15 protein-coding genes are annotated in these 19,406 nt (G+C 58.4%); 7 read left to right on the top strand and 8 right to left on the bottom strand.

Translation table 11 applies throughout. The features are described 5' to 3' along the window. Nucleotides 1-9 precede the first annotated feature (9 nt). Nucleotides 10-1,212: a porin gene (locus B0G82_RS31500; protein WP_121310158.1), complete on the top strand. Its 1,203-nt coding sequence runs from the start codon at nucleotides 10-12 to the stop codon at nucleotides 1,210-1,212. 188 nt (nucleotides 1,213-1,400) lie between these two features. Here the strand turns inward: B0G82_RS31500 and B0G82_RS31495 are convergent, their stop codons facing one another. Further along, entirely contained in the window at nucleotides 1,401-1,592 is a 192-nt protein-coding gene (locus B0G82_RS31495; protein WP_116148119.1) for a hypothetical protein, read from the bottom strand. 616 nt (nucleotides 1,593-2,208) lie between these two features. On the opposite strand from B0G82_RS31495, the gene B0G82_RS31490 reads away from it, so the two are divergent. Next, nucleotides 2,209-2,607: a nuclear transport factor 2 family protein gene (locus B0G82_RS31490; RefSeq protein ID WP_121310157.1), complete on the top strand. Its 399-nt coding sequence runs from the start codon at nucleotides 2,209-2,211 to the stop codon at nucleotides 2,605-2,607. Between the two features lie 662 nt (nucleotides 2,608-3,269). After that, nucleotides 3,270-3,461, top strand: coding sequence for a hypothetical protein (locus B0G82_RS31480; protein WP_075304194.1), 192 nt, complete (start codon nucleotides 3,270-3,272; stop codon nucleotides 3,459-3,461). A gap of 619 nt (nucleotides 3,462-4,080) precedes the next feature. Here B0G82_RS31480 and B0G82_RS31470 read toward each other — a convergent pair. The 5 genes from B0G82_RS31470 to B0G82_RS31450 form a co-directional block, all read right to left on the bottom strand. Continuing rightward, on the bottom strand, nucleotides 4,081-4,260 hold the full coding sequence (locus tag B0G82_RS31470; RefSeq protein ID WP_241974908.1) for a hypothetical protein: 180 nt from the start codon (nucleotides 4,258-4,260) through the stop codon (nucleotides 4,081-4,083). A 597-nt stretch (nucleotides 4,261-4,857) separates the two neighbouring features. Further along, complete coding sequence (locus tag B0G82_RS31465; RefSeq protein WP_116148112.1) at nucleotides 4,858-5,814, bottom strand: Na/Pi symporter; 957 nt, start codon at nucleotides 5,812-5,814, stop codon at nucleotides 4,858-4,860. 251 nt (nucleotides 5,815-6,065) lie between these two features. Next, nucleotides 6,066-6,890, bottom strand: coding sequence for a polyphosphate kinase 2 (gene ppk2, locus B0G82_RS31460; RefSeq protein ID WP_121310155.1), 825 nt, complete (start codon nucleotides 6,888-6,890; stop codon nucleotides 6,066-6,068). 411 nt (nucleotides 6,891-7,301) lie between these two features. Further along, a complete protein-coding gene (locus B0G82_RS31455; protein ID WP_121310154.1) occupies nucleotides 7,302-8,915 on the bottom strand; it encodes an alpha/beta hydrolase in 1,614 nt (537 codons plus the stop codon). A gap of 272 nt (nucleotides 8,916-9,187) precedes the next feature. Next, nucleotides 9,188-10,210: a hypothetical protein gene (locus tag B0G82_RS31450; RefSeq protein ID WP_116148108.1), complete on the bottom strand. Its 1,023-nt coding sequence runs from the start codon at nucleotides 10,208-10,210 to the stop codon at nucleotides 9,188-9,190. 725 nt (nucleotides 10,211-10,935) lie between these two features. Here B0G82_RS31450 and gltS point away from each other — a divergent pair. The 3 genes from gltS (at nucleotide 10,936) to nhaA (ending at nucleotide 15,074) form a co-directional block, all read left to right on the top strand. Further along, a complete protein-coding gene (gene gltS / locus B0G82_RS31445) occupies nucleotides 10,936-12,138 on the top strand; it encodes a sodium/glutamate symporter (protein WP_116148106.1) in 1,203 nt (400 codons plus the stop codon). Nucleotides 12,139-13,183: 1,045 nt separating this feature from the next. Continuing rightward, entirely contained in the window at nucleotides 13,184-13,765 is a 582-nt protein-coding gene (locus tag B0G82_RS31440; RefSeq protein WP_106284734.1) for a YSC84-related protein, read from the top strand. Nucleotides 13,766-13,859: 94 nt separating this feature from the next. Next, nucleotides 13,860-15,074, top strand: coding sequence for a Na+/H+ antiporter NhaA (nhaA, locus tag B0G82_RS31435; protein WP_121310152.1), 1,215 nt, complete (start codon nucleotides 13,860-13,862; stop codon nucleotides 15,072-15,074). Nucleotides 15,075-15,198: 124 nt separating this feature from the next. Here the strand turns inward: nhaA and B0G82_RS31430 are convergent, their stop codons facing one another. Continuing rightward, nucleotides 15,199-15,873 (bottom strand): hypothetical protein, encoded by a 675-nt coding sequence (locus B0G82_RS31430; protein WP_116148102.1) that lies wholly within the window; start codon nucleotides 15,871-15,873, stop codon nucleotides 15,199-15,201. 732 nt (nucleotides 15,874-16,605) lie between these two features. On the opposite strand from B0G82_RS31430, the gene B0G82_RS31425 reads away from it, so the two are divergent. Next, on the top strand, nucleotides 16,606-18,192 hold the full coding sequence (locus B0G82_RS31425) for a phospholipase D family protein (RefSeq protein ID WP_121310151.1): 1,587 nt from the start codon (nucleotides 16,606-16,608) through the stop codon (nucleotides 18,190-18,192). A 115-nt stretch (nucleotides 18,193-18,307) separates the two neighbouring features. On the opposite strand, the gene B0G82_RS31420 is transcribed toward B0G82_RS31425, so the two are convergent. Next, the gene (locus tag B0G82_RS31420) at nucleotides 18,308-19,054 is read right to left on the bottom strand and encodes a carbonic anhydrase family protein (RefSeq protein ID WP_121310150.1); all 747 of its coding nucleotides are present in this window, start codon (nucleotides 19,052-19,054) and stop codon (nucleotides 18,308-18,310) included. Nucleotides 19,055-19,406 lie beyond the last annotated feature (352 nt).

The raw sequence follows: 19,406 nt of genomic DNA, 5'->3' as shown, positions 1-19,406 counted from the left end.
GGATTACTAATGATAAAAAAGACCATCGTCGCCTCGTGCATGCTGGGCGGTGTCTGCGTGGGCGCCCATGCACAAAGCAGCGTGACGCTGTACGGTGTTGCCGACAACGGCCTCGCATGGCAGAACAGCGCGACTTCGTTGGGCTCAACTTCGGGCGGCCATTCTCTCGTCAAGATGACTGCGGGCGTGTGGGCTGGTAGCCGGTTCGGTCTTAAAGGCAGCGAGGATCTCGGGAGCGGTACCAAGGCTATCTTTACGCTGGAAGCGGGGTTCAACAGCACGAATGGCACTTCGCAGTTCACGGGGGGGATGTTCACTCGGCAATCGTGGGTTGGCGTGACCAACGACCGTTACGGCACACTGACTGCTGGACGCCAGTACACGGCCTACTACAACATGCTGGCGCCTTGGAGCCCGACCACCTGGCTGACCGGGTATTTCGGTGCGCACCCGGGCGATATCGATTCGCTTGACAACATATACCGCGCCAATAACTCGCTCGTCTACCAGTCGCCGACACTGGGCGGCTTCACGTTCAGCGCGTCATACGCGTTCGGCGGCGTGCCGGGCAGCGTTGACGCGGGCTCGACCTGGAGCGCAGGATTGCGATACCAAAACGGCCCATTCGGGATCGGTGCCGCGGCTCAGCGGGTGAACAACTCGACGCCGGGCGGTGGCGCTTGGGGCGCGTCGTCGACGACTTCAAACGGTGGCGCGCAAACGGCCGTCTCGGCGATCAACTACGGCTACCAGACCGCGCAGGCGCAGCAGCGTGTCGCGGTGACGGGTGGCTATCGCTTCTCGGCCGCCTGGGACGTGTCGGCGTCGTACTCGAACGTCCAGTACATCCCCGGCATCGCCTCGACGTTTCGCGATACCGCGATTTTCAACACGGCGGGCGCGGTACTGCATTTCAAGCCCGCCAGCGCGTGGGATTTCGCTGCCGGCTACAGCTACACGCGCGCTGCCAAAGCGAACGGGATCACGAGCGCCGCGCAGTATCAACAGTTCACGTTGTCGCAGTACTACGCTCTGTCGAAGCGTACCGGCGTCTATGCGGTCCAGTCCTTTCAGCGCGCGAACGGTGACACCTTGTGGAGTAACGGCAAGGTGATAGTCGCGAAACCATCGCTGGGCGATGGATTCAGTAGCACTCCGGCGTCGTCGCGCAGCCAGATTGCGGTCGGTGCGGGTGTTGTGCACCGCTTCTGATGCAGTGTGTTGTGTGTATCGTCAGATGCACGTGACGTAGCGGTTTCATGTTTTGTGGACGCAAACCCGGACGCGCAGTTGAGCGTCTGGGTCTGAAGACGCGACAGAATTCGCGGTCACGTGTCGGGTAGCGGCAAGAGACCTCGTTCCTTAACAAAGCAGCCAAAGGCAGATGAGCTGCCGCTGAGTTAAAGTCCGTGAACGAGTTTTCCATCGATCAACGCCACGGGCAGTTTGTGCTTCGGCATCTTTGCCAGGTTGCCGATGCACGTCTCGTACGGCAGGTCCGACATGCGCAACCACGTTTCGAGCTTGACGACGAACGGACTGATATCGGGCGAGTCTGCGCTGCCTCCATAGCCGAATTTGTATACGATCATCTGTGGCTCCTCTCTACTTCGAACTACGCTAGACGGCCCCAGCCCGATTTTCAAGTCGCAATAGCCGTATCGAACTAAAGCTAAGTCCCCGAGGAGAACCTGAATGGCGGCTTCATGCCCTGAGTTAGTCCGTCAAGTGGTGTTGGCCGCAAAGAGCCAGTCTTGCATGGTCGGAGGCGCGGGAAAGCCGCGCTTCCGACCATGACGTAGCGCGGCAAGCCGAGTTTGCGTCAAGGGGTTTCTTCGGCCATCCATGTCGTCACGGCGAACGTCAAGTAATCGGCGACGCCATCGGCAAACCCTGTTTACGGTTTCCTCCCCACTGACGATTTCTGCGGTACGGGCGACGCGACAATTCCATCGTCACCCACGCAATAGATGACAGGAGAGGTCGAAGAAGTGCTGTTCCTTTAGTCCGATCAATCGCGCTACTCGACAGCCAGCCCTAGTGGCACTAAGCTTGGGCAGGGCACGCCCCTTTGGATGTTTTTAGGGTTCGCCACGCGCGTAGCGCGATGGTCTGGTTGTGATTAACGCTTGGCGTCACGCGAAGTACCGAACATCTCATTCCGGTTGGTTTAGTCTCACCAACTTCACGCCTCATGGAGGCAGCACCATGGACATCTCACAGGCTTTTTCCGCGTTGAACGGTAGGTTCGTCGATACAGTCAATTCTCACGATACGATCGGTTGGGTGGCTCTGTTTGCCGAAGACGCCATTCTCGTCCCGGCGGGCCAGGAAGCCGTGACCGGCCGAAAGGGGATCGAAGAATGGGCCGAAGTGGCAACGACCGTCTGGAACCATTTGGAAATCCAGCAAGGGCTTTGCAGATCTGATGGAAATGTGGCTTGGGAATCCGGAACCTGGACTGGGAATATCAATGGGCCGGATGAGCGGACCATGGACATCGGCGGAAACTTCCTACTCATTGCCCAGCAGGAAGGCTCCACGCTGCGCATCAAAGCGCACTCGTGGAGCGTGAGTCCCACGACGCCTCGGCCAACTGCAGCTTGAGCGGCGAGGCCTCGCTCGGCGAGTGCGCTACTGCTTCCTTGGCTCCCCGGCCCGGTGCGGAAGCTGGGCTTGGGCGCCGGCCGACAAGCAACATCGAAAACATACCAATGAAGTTTTCCATAATCGTGACTCGCAGGGTCCGCACGACGTTCACCGGAGAAGCCTCCCCGTTGTGGCAAGAGCTTCGAGCTTGCGTTTGAGTTCATCGTTCCCCGAGCGCAAGGCGGCGTTGTGGCGTTGTGCAAACCTATCCAGAAGGCCGACGATCCGACCGACATGATCGGCGTAAGAAGGTCCGTTGTCCAGGGCAGAGCCGACATTCGAGCGTCCGCGCAAAAGCTTGGGCCAACGGCCGCTCCCGGCCGCACTGAGCCGGACGGCGGACATCGCAGGGACACCCCATCTCGATCTTTCGGTCGGCGCTGCGATCATTGTCGAAACGAGTTGGCTCGATGGCTCGATGGCTCGATGGCTCGATGGCTCGATGGCTCGATGGCTCGATGGCTCGATGCAAAGAATCGCACTTGGACGTTTGATCGGACGGCTATTTGGCCGACGCATGCATGGATGCATGCGCGGAATGTCGCTGCCTCGGGGACGGCGAGCGAGGGACCGAATCTTGCTCGCGATGTCCCTGTCCTGCTGATGGAAGGGAGCGCGTCATGATCAAGCTACTTGGCATCCTGGCTTTAGCGTTCGGTATTGCGGGTTGCGTCGCCGCCCAGCCGCCCTACTACGGCTACGGCGACCCGCCCGGCTATTATGCGCCGCGCCCCAGTTTCGGCATCGGGATCGGGGCGGGCAGTTTCGGTGGGAGTGGTTTCGGAGGCGTCGGCGTCGGGCTCGGGTTTTAGATGGAGCGCTACTGCCGTCAATCATGCGTCGTCTCTGGCCAGCAGTCCGACATGAAGCACGCCACTGTCCCGGGGAGAGCCTCATGCGCGACGTAGCGGGAGCGTCAGTTCGTTGCGCCCATAGATATCGGCCATGAAACCGATTCTCTCGCCGGCATCACTTCGCATTCGTCCCGTTTTTGCGCCGCGTTGGTCCCACACGGCCCCACAAGAGCCGTTCAGAGCAGTGAAAGATCAACGACTCAAATGCATCGTTAGACGCCATGACCTCGACATGAGCGCCGAAGTGGACAAGCGCGACTTCCGGGGCTCCCTGCGATCGGCAATCTCAGCAGACGAGTGAAGCGCAATGGCGTCCCGGACGACGTCGATTTTCGTCTCAGGATAGTCGTGGGCATGCAGAAACCTGCTCGCAGCGCCGGCGCCATCGACTTCGAAGCGCTTATCCGCAGCATGATTCTCCGACAGACCCAGGTCGTCACCCGTTTCTCGATGATCTGACGGTTGACGCGGAGCTGGTCAGTTCAGTGTTGCGCAGTCCCGTAATCAGGCGCGACGACATCCGCCTCGCCGTCGATACCGTCGGAACCTTCTATGTTTCATAGACGCCCACGTATCTTCATACCGTCGGCTCGCAGCTTTTGCTGTCGGTCGCAAGATTGGACAGCGCCAAATCATGGACAGCGTGACTATTCTGGAGGTGAATTCGGATCGCCCAGACATCTTTCGGCTTCAGCGGCGGCTTCTGACCGACCAACATATCCTTGCTCCAAGGCTCACGGCTTTGAATGCTTCCCATGACCGACTCCCGTTGAGTTGATGGGAGTTTGATTGTCGTCCGGCGTCTTGATCGCCGCTTCGCACCGTCAGGGTCCTTGCTATTCGGTCAGTGCCAACGTTCGTTGATCGCTGGCGGGACGACTGTTCAACTTTCGACACCGGCCGTTAATACCATAGTCATCTCGATCGGCGGTTCATGCTGATCGTGATGAATCCACGTCCGCTCATGGTCTGGCTCCGGCCTGGCTGTGATGCCGCAACATGCGCCACAACGGTCAGCACGCAGCAGGAAACCCGACATTTCTAATGAGCCAGAACCGGACATTTCTAAAAAGCTACTACAACCACTGCGAACGACAACTAAAGCTTATGTCACATAGATAGGAATGCTGTGCATCGATCTCTACCCATGACGAACTCCGATGATTTGAAACCATTTGTTGGTGGCAGTCCGCAAGTTGACGCATTGCCTTGATCGTCCTAACCGGAATCGCACTTTGCTCAAGGTCGCACCTATTTACGGAGTCAAAGCGTATGGACGGACGCTCGACCGCTCTGTCAGCGATGGCCTTCCTCTCACCGAGCCAAAAATTCACGCGGCGGTGATAGCGACCACTCAGGACGCCGGCTCTGAACTTGCACTTCGAGCCTCGGCACCCAGCCACTTTCTGAGCAAGGGTTCAACCCACGTCAGCGCCAGAAGAAAGCAGATTGCGACGGTAAAATTGAATATCAGATGCGCCCATGCCACCGCCATCCCCGGGTTGGTTGTTAAATCCACCATCGCTCTTGAAAAGGATCTCAGGAATGGAAAGTAGCACAGCACCCCGGTCGCATTGAACAGAAAGTTCGTAATCGCCGTAGCTCTTGCGATGGAACTCATCCCGAGACCTGCAACCAACGCAGTTGAGGTCGAGCCGACGTTCGAGCCAATGACAATCGGTATCGCGGCCTGCGGCGGTAGCACCCCCTGCTGGACGAGGAGAATTGCCAGACCCGTGGTGACGCTGCTTGACTGGACCAACGCAGTGAATAGCAAGCCGGCAAGCACGCCTGCCCAAGGAGCCTCTGCTAGTGCCAGCCATTCCTTGAACTGCGGGCGATTTTGCAGAGGCCTCAGTTCCGCGGATATCAGATCCAACGCGAAGAAGATCAATCCAAAATAGAAAACAGCTTTTCCGATGTACCTGGCGCGGATCGGCAACATCGAAATCAAGGCGCCAAGTACGATGAATATCGGTCCGATACCCGTGAGTTTGAAGGAGACCAACCAGGCAGTTGCAGTGGTCCCGACATTGCTGCCGAGCAGGATCCCAAGACTGGCGCGGAAGGAAATGACGGACGCGTCCACAAGAGTGACCGCAAGCGCTGTGATTGCGCTGCTTGACTGCACAATCGCTGTGGCGAATGCACCAACCAGAAACCCGAGCCAGCGGCTTGCTGTCACACGTTCGAGCCATGACTGCAGCGCCGTGCCCCCGACTTCCTGCAGTTCGCGGCTAAAGCCCTGAAGGCCGTAAAGGAAAAGAAGAACCGCGGAGGCCGCGGCGAACAGTCCCTGGATTGGTGTCATGGCGACCTCCTTGTCCGTTCTCCTCTGTGCGGGAAGCCGTTCGAGTGTTGAGATCACGTCGACGGAAGACAATGCTGCGCCGCATGCCAAGTATGTACCCGCTTCGGGGTTCTGACCACCATCTCTCCCCCGCCGCTGCCGAAAGGCAGAACACCCCGCGAGTTGCGCCGGCCTGTCGCCTCGGCGTGGTTCACAGCTACTGGACGCGTTTCATCGAACGCCGCGTTTGCGACAGGGTCGGTAGCGGAAAGTTACCTGCGAACCTCCGCGATAAACCTGAATGGATAGTCAGGCTCTTTGTAATCTCCGGGCTTCTGTCGTTTGGGCAACGTGACCTTGTCGCGGGCCACCTCCTTATAGGGAATCTTGCTTAGTAAGTGGCTAATGAGATCGAGGCGTGCGCGCTTCTTGTCATCCGACTTCACGACGTACCAGGGCGCAAACTCCGTGTCGGTCGCCATGAACATTTCGTCGCGTGCGCGGGAGTAATCGTACCACCGCTGGTATGACTCGAGATCCATCGGTGACAGCTTCCAGATTTTCCGTTGATCATGAATACGCGCTTCCAATCGACGCGTCTGCTCTGCCATTCCAACTTCAAGCCAATACTTGAGCAAAATGACGCCGGAATCAGTCACCGCCCGCTCGACCAATGGCGCGTCTTTCAGAAAAATCCTCGCCTGTTCTTCGGTGCAGAACCCCATGACCCGTTCCACCCCGGCTCGGTTGTACCAGCTGCGATCGAACAGGACGATCTCGCCGCTCCCGGGAAGATGCGGCAGATAACGTTGCATATACATCTGCGATCTTTCGCGGTCGGATGGCGCTGGCAATGCGACGACGTGAAATATGCGCGGACTCACGCGCTCGGTAATCGCCTTGATCGTACCGCCCTTTCCCGCACCGTCGCGCCCTTCGAATATCACACATATCTTGGCGCCTGTCGCAACGACCCATTGCTGGAGCTTGACCAGTTCGACGTGAAGGCGAGCGAGCTCTTTCTCGTACTCCCTGTTTCCCAAATGATGTCGCCTGTTTGCCTCTGTCGGACTTGCACCTACCTTTGCATTCTTCATCGCCTTTCTCCCTCGGCATGTCGGGTTTGCTGCCTTGCCGCACTTAGTTTGTCACGGTCCCTTTGAATTGCTATAAACACCTGTTGGCGTACCGAATGACACCTGCATACGCGGGCAGAAGCGTTTCGAAATCAACTGAGCGAAGACCTCGAACTCAAGGGACCATTGAGCGCGTTTTCCGCTGGGTTTAGTGGCGCCATAAAGAAGGACGGACAGTGAAGCTTCCTCGCCGAAGATGGTTCGCCCGGCCCCCCGTACGTTCGGGATAGAAATAAGGTAAGGGTTGCGGCCCCTGAAGACGTTTGCGTCGAGCAGTAGCCTCGCAGTACGCGAACTATCGATTCAAGCCCACCTTCCGGTTTTCCTCTACGACACAGCGGCCGTTACCGATCAAATCCGCGCCGGCGACGGTCAAGGTGTCGCTGCAGACAGATCCTCCTCGGTCACCGCATCGTCGCTCAGCCCGTCCATTGGAATGCCCGGCGAATCTGCAGAAGTCGTCGCAGCCGAAGTTGACGTTGAACGATCGAACGACTGACGGGACGTACCCGATCGCCGCACGGGCTCGCCGATCGTCGCGTCGAGTCGCGTCAAAACGTACGGAAAGAATGGATTAGATGCGATCCGAAAGAGCGTATCCAGACTGACAATCAGCCCTCCGCGCTCCCCGCGTGGAACGAGAGTGCCGAGTGCTGCGCCATACTTCGTGCCTGATTCCTCGTCCTGGCGGGTTCCATACAACGGATCATCGGGTGGAAAAGGAATGGCGACATGTGACAGTGAGAACACCTGCGGCGGGTAGACGAGGTCAAGCTCACGTGTTTGCCATTGAGTGCTTCCCGGCTCGACCACGCGCTCCTTCATGTTCTCGGAGCCCGACGGAGCATTGGCGATGACCGTGAGCCGGTATGCCACAGGAAAACGCGGTACCAAGCGTGATAGCGCCAGTGGTGATGCCGGATTAAGTATCTGGCCCATCTTTGCCCGCCTGTTCACGTCGAACAGTACCAGTTCGCTTCCGTTTGATGGGAAATTCGCGTACAACGCGGTCAGGATCGCGCGTGTGCTTACCGTGGAATCGATAACGGATTGAAAGGTTAATACCGGCGGAAGTTTCTCGAGTTGTCCTATTCTCGCAAGACGAGCCAATTCCTCCTGCAATGCCACTGTCAGCCGGTGCGATTGCCTTGCACCATTAACCGGAAACGAGTTGTATTTGAATGGATTGAATTCAGGCACGATCCCGAGCCACGCAGCCTTTGCAAATGGTGGCAATAGCGCCGGAAGTGACGCGAGACCGGCAAAACGCGCATAGCGTGTAATGCCAATCATCGGTGAGAACAGCACGATCCGTTCTGGCCGGTCCAGCCGACTATCTTCGAGGCTGTCCAGTGCATACTTCATCGCGAGCGCACCACCATTCGAGAATCCGACCATCTCTAATGGGCAATTCGGCCCGACTCGACGTCTGGCTTCACGCATCGCAAGCCGCGTTGCCGCCATCCATGTCTCCCAGTCGACATCGGTCAGCCCGGCGGGCACCGTGCCGTGACCAGGCAGGCGAATTCCGATTGCAACAAACCCATGGGCGACGTAGATGCGTGCAATATGCCGAAGACTATACGGAGAGTCGGTCAAACCGTGCAGCAGCACGACAGCGCCCAGGGGCTTTCCAGACGGGAGCATCTCATATGACCTGTTCCAGTCGTGGTCGAAACCTGGCGGATAGATGGGACTGTTTTTAAAGTACCGATTCGACATTACCTGCGCCGATGCTGGCAAACGGTCCGTGACCTCCCGGCGCACCTGCTCGAAAAGACTGTCTTCGTGCCTGAGATACGCGTTCCAGTCCGATCCATCGGTTTGCCCAGCGCTCAATTCTTCAGGTACATAGGTGTGCCAGAGTTCGAGCGGAGGCCCCGTGCGCGAATCGTACGCACGGACGGCAAGCAGGAGTGAAGACAATGCGGCGATTAATAGCAACGCTCGCACCAATATCCTGACAAAGCGAGTGCCTGTTTCCATTTTTAACTACCCCGTCCCAATGAACCCGATCTGGACGATAAGGCGCATGAGGGTGTTTGCAGTCCAACTGACGCAATCACTTTCTTGTAGCGACTACGCCGGGCCTATCGCCGTAAGCTTGAACGACACAAGCGTGGCGGTGGCCGTTGTCGCCACAGGGCGACGCCGACATCGTCGCGCCCAAAACCATTGGCGCCCAGCAAGACTTTTCCAGACTGACGCGAGGTACAGCCGCATCCCGTGTCGCGAGTTCGGCATGACGTGTTGGAGCGTCACAGAAGCCATCGGTTTGCATCGTCCGACATGCGTGGGACCGCATGCAGATCGCTTCGCGCGAAACGCACCAGACAGAAGGCACGCGATTCCTGCAATGCACCCGGCACCCGCGCCAGATGAACCTGGATCTCGGTACTTTCACGCTGATGGTCGTCGTCCACGATCACGTTCGTCCGGTCAAGACGCAGCGTCCTCTTTTCCACCTGAATGTAAGGACCGGGCGACGTCAGCATCTCGCATACCATGCTGATCTCCCGCTCCAGTGCGTCGGTCTTTAGCCCAAGGCCAGCCAGTTTGCGGTTGTTCTCCTCGAGCTGCGCCTGCAAGGCAGCCATCTCTCCGACACCCGACAACCGGTTACCGTCCAGAAGTGAATTCATTCCCTTGCCCTGCCGCCCTAGAAGCATGAGTCGCGTATTCAGCAGCGCACGTTCCTGTTCCAGCAGGCCACGGCGCGATACATCGGCGGCAATCCGGTCGAGCGCTTCAAGCGCGAGTTGCTCCACGACCCGCAACACAATTTCGTCACGCAACTCCGATTCATTGCGTTCGCACACGCGCACCTGATGATCGCCAAAACTGACCGTCGTTCGCTCAACGTCGGTACGTACAGCATCGCCGTGCTGCGCGACGCCCAGGGTGCGGCGCTCGGTCATTGCCATACCAAGCAAAACAAACGCCTCGCGATCCAGTGCATTTCGGTCAAAGTACGCACGCAGTTCGGCCGAGCGACTCAGCGCGCGGGTGACATCCTCCGACACCGCAAAGAACGCGTGAATGTGTGGGTCCGATGACCACGCCGCGGCGCTCGCCTCGCGCGCGATTGGGACATCTTCGGTCAGATCGCGCACATATTCCAACGCACATCTGATGGCCGGTGCCAGTCTCGCCGCATGGTTCGTCACCAGCCGCAGTTGCGGAGCCAGGTTGAGGATTCGATCAAGCGCTTCACGCGTCTCTCGCGCGGTAGCTTCACCGGGCGGTGGTTCGCGTCTAAACAACCAGTTGAACACGCTCATGCTGGCCCTACCTTGTCCGAGACCGCTAAAACATCACGCGGAGACTTACGCTGACCGTCTCACGCAGCGGGAGTCCACACTTCGGCGTGAACCGGCGCTGATGACTTGTATTGAATGAGAATCGAACGTACCCGAGCCAGAGCGAACGCCTGTCTTCTACTAACCCTATGGGAGCCATGTCCCTGTTCAGTTTTCGCCCGGATGTCCGGATACCCGCTCTTTTCCCGAGCCGTTCAACCATGATGCCACGGCCCTTTCCTGCTAACGAACTTTCTTTCGCGATACTGGGTTACCTGCAAACGCAAACTGCCCCCGTCGCATTCGTCTCAGCAGGGCGTTGGCGAATGGCGGCAATCCGCGTCGACATGACCGCGCGCCGACTGATCAAACTGCGACTCCTGGCGGCTGAATGCCGACTCCTTCGGCGACAAAAAATGGGTATCAATGGGTACACGCGCCGCCTATTATCATTTTGTAGAAGGTCAATTCCTCCCCACCAGTGTGCTTGCGTCGCTGCACTGCGACGAGTCGCTTTTATCAAAAGGCAAGTTATCGGCGCTCTCACTTTCGAAGACGCGAACATGTCACACCGCTCCGTCTCGGCGTGATCGTTGGCACGGCACTATTGGGTATTACCGGTTGCCTGACGGGCTTTGCGTGAAATCGTTCACTCGCCGACACACCGTATGGGTTCGTGTGAGCATCCTCCCGACTGGGGGTGGGTCATGTTCAGGCTCGACACGCAGGAAACGCTGATGGCTGCCGCCCTGGTGCTTCTGCTCGGTCGCCAGATTCTTGCCCGGATCCGTGTGCTTCGAACTTATACGATCCCCGAACCGGTGGTTGGCGGCCTGCTGGTCGCGTTACTCGTGTTTGCGTTACGCAGCAGCTTGCGAATTGAAGTGCGGTTCGACACGACGCTTCAGGCGCCTCTCATGCTCACCTTCTTTGCCACCATCGGCCTTAATGCCGATCTGGCCGGACTGAAGGCCGGCGGCCGTGCGTTGATCGTCTTTCTCGGTGTCGTGGTCGGACTGCTCGTGATGCAGGATGCGCTTGGCATCGGATTGGCCTGGGCGTTGGGGCAAGACCGCCTTCTCGGTCTGCTCGGCGCATCGGTGACCCTATCCGGCGGACACGGAACCGGAGCGGCGTGGGCGAAGGTTTTTGCGGAGCGTCACGGGCTTGCCTCGGCAACGGAGATTGCGATTGCCTGCGCAACGTTCGGCCTGATCCTCGGCGGATTGATCGGTGGACCGGTCGCGCGTTTTCTCATCAGCCGGTACAGTCTTTCCCTCAGCCCGGAACCTGATGTCGCTGGCACAGCAGGCTTCGAACAGCCAAAGGCAGTACGGCCGATCACGGCAGAGGCCGTAATCGAAACAGTTGCGCTCATAGCCGTTTGCCTTGCCGTTGGTTCGGCACTCGCATCGTGGATTGCTGGCACAGCGTTCGAGCTGCCGACGTTCGTGTGCGTCCTGTTTATCGGCGTCATCCTGCGCAACGCGCTTGCCGTGCGCGGTCTATATCAGCCATTCGAGCTCGCGGTGTCGCTGCTTGGCAATGTTAGCCTCGGGCTTTTTCTCGCCATTGCGCTGATGAGCCTACGCCTATGGGATCTCGCCTCGCTTGCACTACCACTCCTCGCGATTCTGGTCATGCAGGCCATCGCAATGGCGATGTACGCGATTTTCATCACCTTTCGCGTGATGGGCCGCAACTATGACGCGGCCGTGCTGGCCGCCGGACACTGTGGTTTCGGCCTCGGCGCCACGCCGACTGCCATCGCCAACATGCAGGCCATTACAGAACGGTTCGGCCCATCGCATCTCGCCTTTCTGGTTGTACCGATGGTGGGCGCATTTTTTATCGACATCGCCAACGCGATCGTCATCAAGTTGTTTCTGCTGCTCCCTATTTATGGCTAAAGTCCGTCTCTCGGCCGCTCATCCGGACGCGATGCGAGACCGGAGCGTTCGTTGAAAAGGTCCGCTTGCCAACCGGGCGTGATAGCCGGATTCGTCTGTTCCGCGGGGGCGCGTCCTGCCGCCGCACCTCTCTTTCGTGAGACGCTCTGCCCGCTCGCGTTTCGTGCTGTACTTCGTCCAGGAGGGCGTCAGAGCAAGCAGCGATGTTTTTGCACTCATCGGGGATGCGCTACCTGTGCAACACTCCCGGGCATCTGCCAACCACCTCCCATCGCGCGAAACATCGCAATCTGGGCCTGAATCACCGCGACCTGTTCCTTCACGTGCGATCTGCACGACACGCCCCGTCACGTCGAATGCGAGCGGCGAGCAGGGTCGAGCGCTGGCGAAAAATCACGATCATCCCTGAGACCACAACCTTGCGTCGCGAAAAGGATTAGCCAGAAACCTTCCCTCGAACGCGTGTATACACCTAGGACCAAAGTCCACTTTCTCGGCATCCGGACCGTATGACATGATGCCATCAGGCGGAAGCTCGCAGCCGGCCTGTCATGGCCGCCGACAAACGGGAGGCGACGCCTTGGCCGGTATTCGTAGCTGCCGAAATAGCAGCGCTCAAATTGCTTCAATGTTGTCTGACCAATGAACGCCGAGATCGAGACGTCATACTGCGCAGCCTGTTCATGTGGCGCTGTTCAACAGCCGCCCGTAGTGCACTATTTCACGCCGTGCATACGAAGACCGGGAATGCATGTAATGAACGTATGAAGTGCTCCGAGATGAGGCAAGGTCATTCGTCTTTTTAGCGGGTGCGCACTCGCCAGACGCTGACATCTAGACCGGGGCTTAACGCTATTCACATGCGTGCTGTTCGTAGGCCATAGCGCCTGCGGGCAGATTGCGCGGCAGAGACGACCTGCATCCGCAGCACCGACCGATCGGTAGCGCGCTGCAATACGCCTCTGCCCGGGAGGCGCGGCGACTCAACCAGCGCCATCAAACCGATCAATAGGAAACGACGGCGGGAATTGCAATGGAGGATGACATGCAACGACGTAATTTTCTGCTGCACACCGCGACCGGCATCACCGGTCTACTCCTGGCGGGATGCACCACGACTCCGAGTGGGACCAGGAGTGAGGCGACTGACGCTTCAAAGCGCCAGTCGATTGACGCAAGCGTTGATGGAACGATATCGCGACTCTACGCGTCGGTGCCGGGCGCGCGCGAGCTCGTGTCCAAAGCGCAAGGCGTGCTGGTGTTTCCGTCAGTTCTCCAGGTCGGGTTCGTTGTAGGTGGACAGTATGGCGAAGGTGCGCTGCGGGTAGCCGAGCGCACGGTCGGCTACTACAGTACGGTATCAGGTTCGTTCGGTCTTACAGCCGGCGCACAATCCAAGGCGATCATCTTCCTTTTCATGACGGAAGATGCACTCCAGAAATTCCGCGGCGCCAAGGGATGGTCGGTTGGCACTGACGCGTCAGTTGCACTTGTGAAAATAGGCGCAAACGGCACAATCGATACGTCGACGGCAACCGCCGCTGTTGACGCAATTGTGCTGACCAACTCGGGGCTGATGGCCGACGTTTCCCTTTCAGGAACCAAGGTGAGCCCACTCAGTATCTGAATGCAATCTCAGCGATCCGGGGCATGCATGCGCGACCCCGCTTCTATCCCAGGCTTCACCCTCACGAGAAACTGCCGATGCGCGAGCCGACACGATGAATCACAATGCGTCTCGCAAGCTTTCCGATGGCCTTTCCGACTTCCTGAAAATGGAATCGGCCGGCGGCCTGTTGCTCGCGGCCGCCGCGCTTCTCGCCTTGATCTTCAGCAACTCTCCGCTTCGGCAGGTCTATGACCATTTGCTCAACATTCCGGTCGAGATCCGGTTCGGGTCGTTCCACATCGGAAAGCCACTACTGCTCTGGATTAACGACGGATTGATGGCCATCTTCTTTCTTCTGGTCGGCCTCGAAGTGAAACGTGAGGTGATCGAGGGTGAACTGTCAACGCCCGCGCAAGTAGTGCTGCCGGTCGTCGCCGGCGCTGGCGGCATGGTGGTGCCGGCATTCATTTTCTTCTTTATTTGCCGCGGTGATGCGGCAAACCTCCGCGGCTGGGCCATTCCGACGGCAACTGACATCGCGTTTGCGCTCGGCATCCTTTCCCTCCTCGGCCGCCGGGTGCCGATGTCGCTGAAAGTATTTCTGACCGCAGTTGCGATAGCCGACGACCTCGGGGCCATCGTTATCATTGCGCTCTTCTATACCGCTGATCTTTCGCTTGCAATGCTCTCTCTGGCGGCCTGCGCCATCGCGGTCCTGATTGCGCTGAACCGGCAAAGGGTTACGCGCCTTGCGCCCTATATTCTCACCGGAATCGTCCTGTGGGTATTCGTTCTGAAGTCCGGTGTTCACGCAACGCTAGCGGGTGTCGCACTGGCGTTCGCCATACCCTTGAAGACGAAGGACGCCAAAGGACAAGCTCCCCTGCATCAGCTTGAACACGGCCTGCACCCGTGGGTTGCCTTCGCGGTACTGCCTGTCTTTGCGTTTGCAAACGCCGGCGTATCGTTTGCCGGCGTCACCCTTGCTGCGCTGTCGGCGCCGCTGCCACTCGGTATTGCGGCGGGTCTATTTGTCGGCAAGCTCGTCGGTGTATATGGTGCAGGTGCAGCACTCATCGCTGTCGGGCTGGGAAAACTTCCCGAAGGGGCAAGCTGGCGACAATTCGCTGGCGTCGCCTCATTATGCGGCGTCGGCTTCACGATGAGTCTGTTCATCGGTTCCCTCGCCTTCGAAGGAGCCGAATTCTTCACTCCTGTCCGGCTGGGCGTCATCGTCGGCTCATTACTTTCCGGGATTGCCGGGTGCCTCCTTCTGAGCTTCGGATCGAAGCCTTCCCTGGCGGAATCGCCGCAAAGTGCGGTATGAGCGTTCTGCACTTTGACGGTTACGTGTCAGCCGCGAGAGGGCGCGCGGCGCCAGTTCCGCACATCTGCGACCTTCAGTCATGCGACGCGGGGCAAGTCCGTCTGCAAGTAGCGCGCTAATTTCTTTAACGTACACACGATACGTAGTTTGGTTGCGGATCGTGCCGGATGCTCACCCGGCCGTCGGCCAGATTCACTACCTTGTGCATGCGGTTCCCTGCAAGCGTATGCGACCAATACGGGCTGGAACCGCCCCAAGCATAGATACCACCCTCATAACGCGAGTCGTCTTTTGACGCGACGATTGCATTATGGCTTCCTCCACCCGGACTGCCATGCGCGTTCGTATAGGCAAAGAGTGCCTTCAGTTCATCAAGCGTAGGCAGCCGCATACGCCGCTTGGCACAGTGGTAAAGCGCGTCGTGGTAATCGTACATCACGATTCGTAATCCGCTGAAGGCGTCGGGCGCGCCTTTTTTTATCCGCGCGCTCTTCTTCTCCCAAGCGTAGGTGTCAATCGCGGGACGGCTAAAGCAGGTCTTTTCGTGCGAGAAAACCGTCGTGCCACCACCCGCCGTCGGATATGTTCCTTTAGGTATGCAGATTTCACGGGTAGTCACGTTGGTGCCCACCGGCTCCGCACCGAACGAAAAACTCGAACCGGGTAGTGCCGCCGCTGTCGACAACGCCAGAAGCAATACAGCGCGTCCATGCAGCTTTCCGATGGTTAGTGTCATGGCAATCCAGTCACCGGTAGCCAATCGGGCTGCAACTGCCCCGCTCTTCAAGACATCGAGCATAAGCATTCTCCCTGATACAACCATGGATACAGCAAGGGCCCATGTATCGGGCACACTCAGGTTGTAGCCGCGAAGGCCCGTCTGCACAAGGACTGGCGATCAGAAATTCTGCCATTCTCAGGCCTTGTCACGGCGTCCGGCCCAATCTATCTACCGGGGTCGCGACTCTCCGTTGGCGCTGCCTCTCATATTTTTTGTAAGCCGGCAGCCACCGTATGGAATCGCTTAATGCACTTGCTGCACAAGCCCGTCACATCTGGACAGGGAGCGGCAGAGTTTTCCACGCGCCATCGGCCTGTCGATTTCAAATGCGAGAGTCTTGCAAAAAAAGATGTTCGCGACACTACAGCGGAAAGCTGTACGCGAAATGGCGTTAAGACAAATTGGTTCTCACGTCAGCAAGAAGGGGCAGTTGTTCCGAGTTGTACTGCCGATCCGCCCCGCGGAGCATGGCAAGCATTGTCAAACGGGCCTATAACGTAAAAGTGGGCCTCAAGACCGCGTGAAAGAAAGCCTCAAGAAAGGAAATGACGACTTGCAAGCTGCCCCGTGACAAAAACAAGGCCCTGTCTGACACGGCATTTCCCTGTACGGACCTGAAGTGAAAGGGAGTTTTCCGTGAAAAAGATGAATGAGCGAACACTTTCCCCGGCGTTCCAATCGCTCAGATTCCTCTTGCGGCTCAGGAAAAGATGAAGTCCCATTTGTTTGTCCGCAGAGCCCGGTTAAGCCATGCCATTGCCGAGACACTTTGCACCCGGCTTCTTCCAAAGGTCGCTTATTGTCGTTTCATTGAATGTCGTTTGCGCGGCCGCGCTATGCGGTTGCGCGTTGCCACCGCTTGAAAGCCGCACGCCATCGACGGCAATAAGCAACGCAGAGGCGCAGGCCACAACGCTTGGGCGTTCTACCGCTCATGAGCTTGCTGCTCACCATGATCTGGCCGGCATTCATCCGCTGGCGGACCCGCGTGCAGCCTTCGCTGCGCGCATGGAGCTAATTCGCACGGCTGAGCGTACGCTGGACGTCCAATATTACATCTGGCGAAGTGACCTCACGGGCACGCTCCTGCTCGATGCATTGCGTGCGGCGGCCGATCGCGGCGTACGCGTGCGCCTGCTGCTGGACGACTACGGTATATCGTCTTCACTCGATGGCACGCTGGCCGCGCTTCAGACGCATCCAAACATCGAGGTCCGGTTGTTCAATCCGTTCGTCATCCGCAAGCCGAAGTTCATCGGCTTCCTGACGGATTTTTCCCGTGCCAACCGTCGCATGCACAACAAGTCATTCACCGCCGACGGCGCCGTAACAATCGTCGGCGGACGCAATATCGGCGACGAATACTTCGGCGCCACCGATGGCATTGTTTTCGCCGACCTCGATGTACTGGCAGTAGGCCCGATTTCAATCGATGTCGCAAATGAGTTCGACCGGTATTGGGCGAGCGGATCGTCGTATCCGGTCGACCTTATCGTACATCGTGCCGCCAGCGACAAGCCCGATGAACTGGACCGGAAAGTTCGAGCGGTCGAAAGTGACTCGACGGCCGCCGCCTACCTGGACGCCCTGCGTGATGCACCGATCGTGCAGCAACTGCTTGACGGCACGCTACCACTGGAATGGGCCAGGGCACAGATGGTCAGCGACGACCCGGCGAAAGCTTTGGGCGAGGCGCCGCCTGAGGCAACCGTGGTACATCAGTTTCGGGAGATTCTCGGCGACCCGATGCATGAACTGGATCTGGTGTCTCCGTATTTCGTTCCGGGCGCGGCCGGAACAAAATATTTCACCGAGCTCGCTCGTCGCGGCGTCGCCGTGCGCGTGCTAACCAATTCACTTGAAGCCACCGACGTGACAGCGGTTCATTCCGGATATATGACCCGTCGTGTCGAACTGCTCGAGTCGGGGGTGGAGCTGTACGAATTGCGACGATTGCCTGGCGTGGAACACAAAAGTGAGGAGCATGCCGGCATATTCGGCAGCTCGGGGGCGAGCCTGCATGCAAAGACCTTCGTAGTGGACAGCAGCCGCGTCTTTGTTGGATCATTCAATTTTGATCAGCGGTCGGCCCATCTGAATACCGAGTTAGGCTTCGTTATAGACAGCGCGCCGCTTGCGAGCCGGATCGCATCCATCTTCGTGTCACTCGTACCACAAGTCGCCTATTTGACGCGCCTCGATGCCGACGGGAGACTCTACTGGTTGAAGCGGGAGAACGGGATGGAAGTGCGCTATGACACGGAGCCCAACACGACCTGGCTGCGCCGTCTGGGGGTCTGGTTTCTTTCAATCCTGCCAATCGAATCTCTCTTGTAGACGGAACGGCATCTATGCCCGGGCCCTGTTGCCGGAGTCGCAACTCGTGCGACCTCTCCGCAGCCTCGCAATTTCAATGGCACTATTGCACCGCGTCGTGCGCAATCAATGAAGATCAACTGAGAAACTCCACAGCGCCGGTTTTCAGGTTATACATCGCGCCAGCGATCTTGATCGTGCCTTTGGCTTCAAGCTCCGCAAGCACCGGGCTATCCTTACGAATGTTCGCCAACGTCAATTCGACGTTCTTGCGCGCCACCGCGTCCACGAAATCATAGTTCGCCGCGGAGCGATCGCCGTTGTAGGTCGTCGCCTGCACCGCGGGCTTGATCTTGTCCAGCAATCCGGTCAGATTGCCCAGCTCGGCGTTGGCAATGGCTCCCTTGATCGCGCCACACGCTGTGTGACCCATCACGAGCACTACCTTTGCGCCAGCAAGCTTGCACGCGAACTCCATGCTACCCAGGATGTCGTTATTTTCAACATTGCCGGCAACACGGCAGTTGAAGATATCACCGATGCCGAGATCCATGATCACTTCAGCCGGCGCGCGCGAATCGATACAACTGAGGAGCACGGCTGCCGGATACTGTCCGCCGGCACTCGCCCTCTGTTCATTCAGGTAATTGCGTGCTTTCCTCTCGCCCCGCCGGAAGCGCGCGTTACCTCGCTTCATCGCCTCGATGATCTGCTCTGGCGTCATGCTGTCGCGCTGCTCCCTGGTCAAAGCGTCGGCGTGCGCGGGACTCGCAACGAGGGCGCCGCCGGCAAGCCCGAGCGCGACCGCAGTGCCGGTGAACTTAAGCAAATTCCGACGGCCCGAACCGTTGCCGGGCAGAAGAGGCTCACATGTGTCACACATGATTCATGCTCCATTCTGGCAAACTGACGCGCTGTATAAGCCAGCGTCAGCATTGGGCTTCAAACGCGCCCATGCCTTCGGCTCGCTCATATGGCCAGGCCGCTCGCGCGGGTAAGCGATAGACATCTTTTCGTTTGGTGTTCTTCCCTGGGCGGCACAATGTCCTTTGTACAGGGTATTTGCCATGAGGCTCGAGCGCTATTGGACTTTGGTCCGATAGCGGAAGATTCGCCGCCAATATGCGACATCTGGAACTACGCCAGGCGTCGGACGACCTGTGCGTTACGTGATCGGCTGACAGTCTCGGTGCCGACTGCGGCCGGCTGGTCGGCGAAACTGACATTGCCGAAAG

Origin of the sequence: Paraburkholderia sp. BL17N1 (genome assembly GCF_003634175.1) — a bacterium.
Taxonomy (GTDB): Bacteria; Pseudomonadota; Gammaproteobacteria; order Burkholderiales; family Burkholderiaceae; genus Paraburkholderia.
The sequence above is the reverse complement of the archived record's forward strand: the minus strand, read 5'-3'. Positions and strand labels throughout refer to the sequence as shown.

What these genes read in the sequence shown, in the direction of transcription:
- B0G82_RS31450 (WP_116148108.1), bottom strand. Translation starts at nt 10,210, where the DNA reads ATGAGCGTGTTCAACTGGTTGTTTAGACGCGAACCACCGCCCGGTGAA.
- B0G82_RS31495 (WP_116148119.1), bottom strand. Translation starts at nt 1,592, where the DNA reads ATGATCGTATACAAATTCGGCTATGGAGGCAGCGCAGACTCGCCCGAT.
- B0G82_RS31480 (WP_075304194.1), top strand. Translation starts at nt 3,270, where the DNA reads ATGATCAAGCTACTTGGCATCCTGGCTTTAGCGTTCGGTATTGCGGGT.
- B0G82_RS31455 (WP_121310154.1), bottom strand. Translation starts at nt 8,915, where the DNA reads ATGGAAACAGGCACTCGCTTTGTCAGGATATTGGTGCGAGCGTTGCTA.
- B0G82_RS31440 (WP_106284734.1), top strand. Translation starts at nt 13,184, where the DNA reads ATGCAACGACGTAATTTTCTGCTGCACACCGCGACCGGCATCACCGGT.
- ppk2 (WP_121310155.1), bottom strand. Translation starts at nt 6,890, where the DNA reads ATGAAGAATGCAAAGGTAGGTGCAAGTCCGACAGAGGCAAACAGGCGA.
- gltS (WP_116148106.1), top strand. Translation starts at nt 10,936, where the DNA reads ATGTTCAGGCTCGACACGCAGGAAACGCTGATGGCTGCCGCCCTGGTG.
- B0G82_RS31490 (WP_121310157.1), top strand. Translation starts at nt 2,209, where the DNA reads ATGGACATCTCACAGGCTTTTTCCGCGTTGAACGGTAGGTTCGTCGAT.
- B0G82_RS31500 (WP_121310158.1), top strand. Translation starts at nt 10, where the DNA reads ATGATAAAAAAGACCATCGTCGCCTCGTGCATGCTGGGCGGTGTCTGC.
- B0G82_RS31420 (WP_121310150.1), bottom strand. Translation starts at nt 19,054, where the DNA reads ATGTGTGACACATGTGAGCCTCTTCTGCCCGGCAACGGTTCGGGCCGT.
- nhaA (WP_121310152.1), top strand. Translation starts at nt 13,860, where the DNA reads ATGAATCACAATGCGTCTCGCAAGCTTTCCGATGGCCTTTCCGACTTC.
- B0G82_RS31470 (WP_241974908.1), bottom strand. Translation starts at nt 4,260, where the DNA reads ATGGGAAGCATTCAAAGCCGTGAGCCTTGGAGCAAGGATATGTTGGTC.
- B0G82_RS31465 (WP_116148112.1), bottom strand. Translation starts at nt 5,814, where the DNA reads ATGACACCAATCCAGGGACTGTTCGCCGCGGCCTCCGCGGTTCTTCTT.
- B0G82_RS31430 (WP_116148102.1), bottom strand. Translation starts at nt 15,873, where the DNA reads ATGCTCGATGTCTTGAAGAGCGGGGCAGTTGCAGCCCGATTGGCTACC.
- B0G82_RS31425 (WP_121310151.1), top strand. Translation starts at nt 16,606, where the DNA reads ATGCCATTGCCGAGACACTTTGCACCCGGCTTCTTCCAAAGGTCGCTT.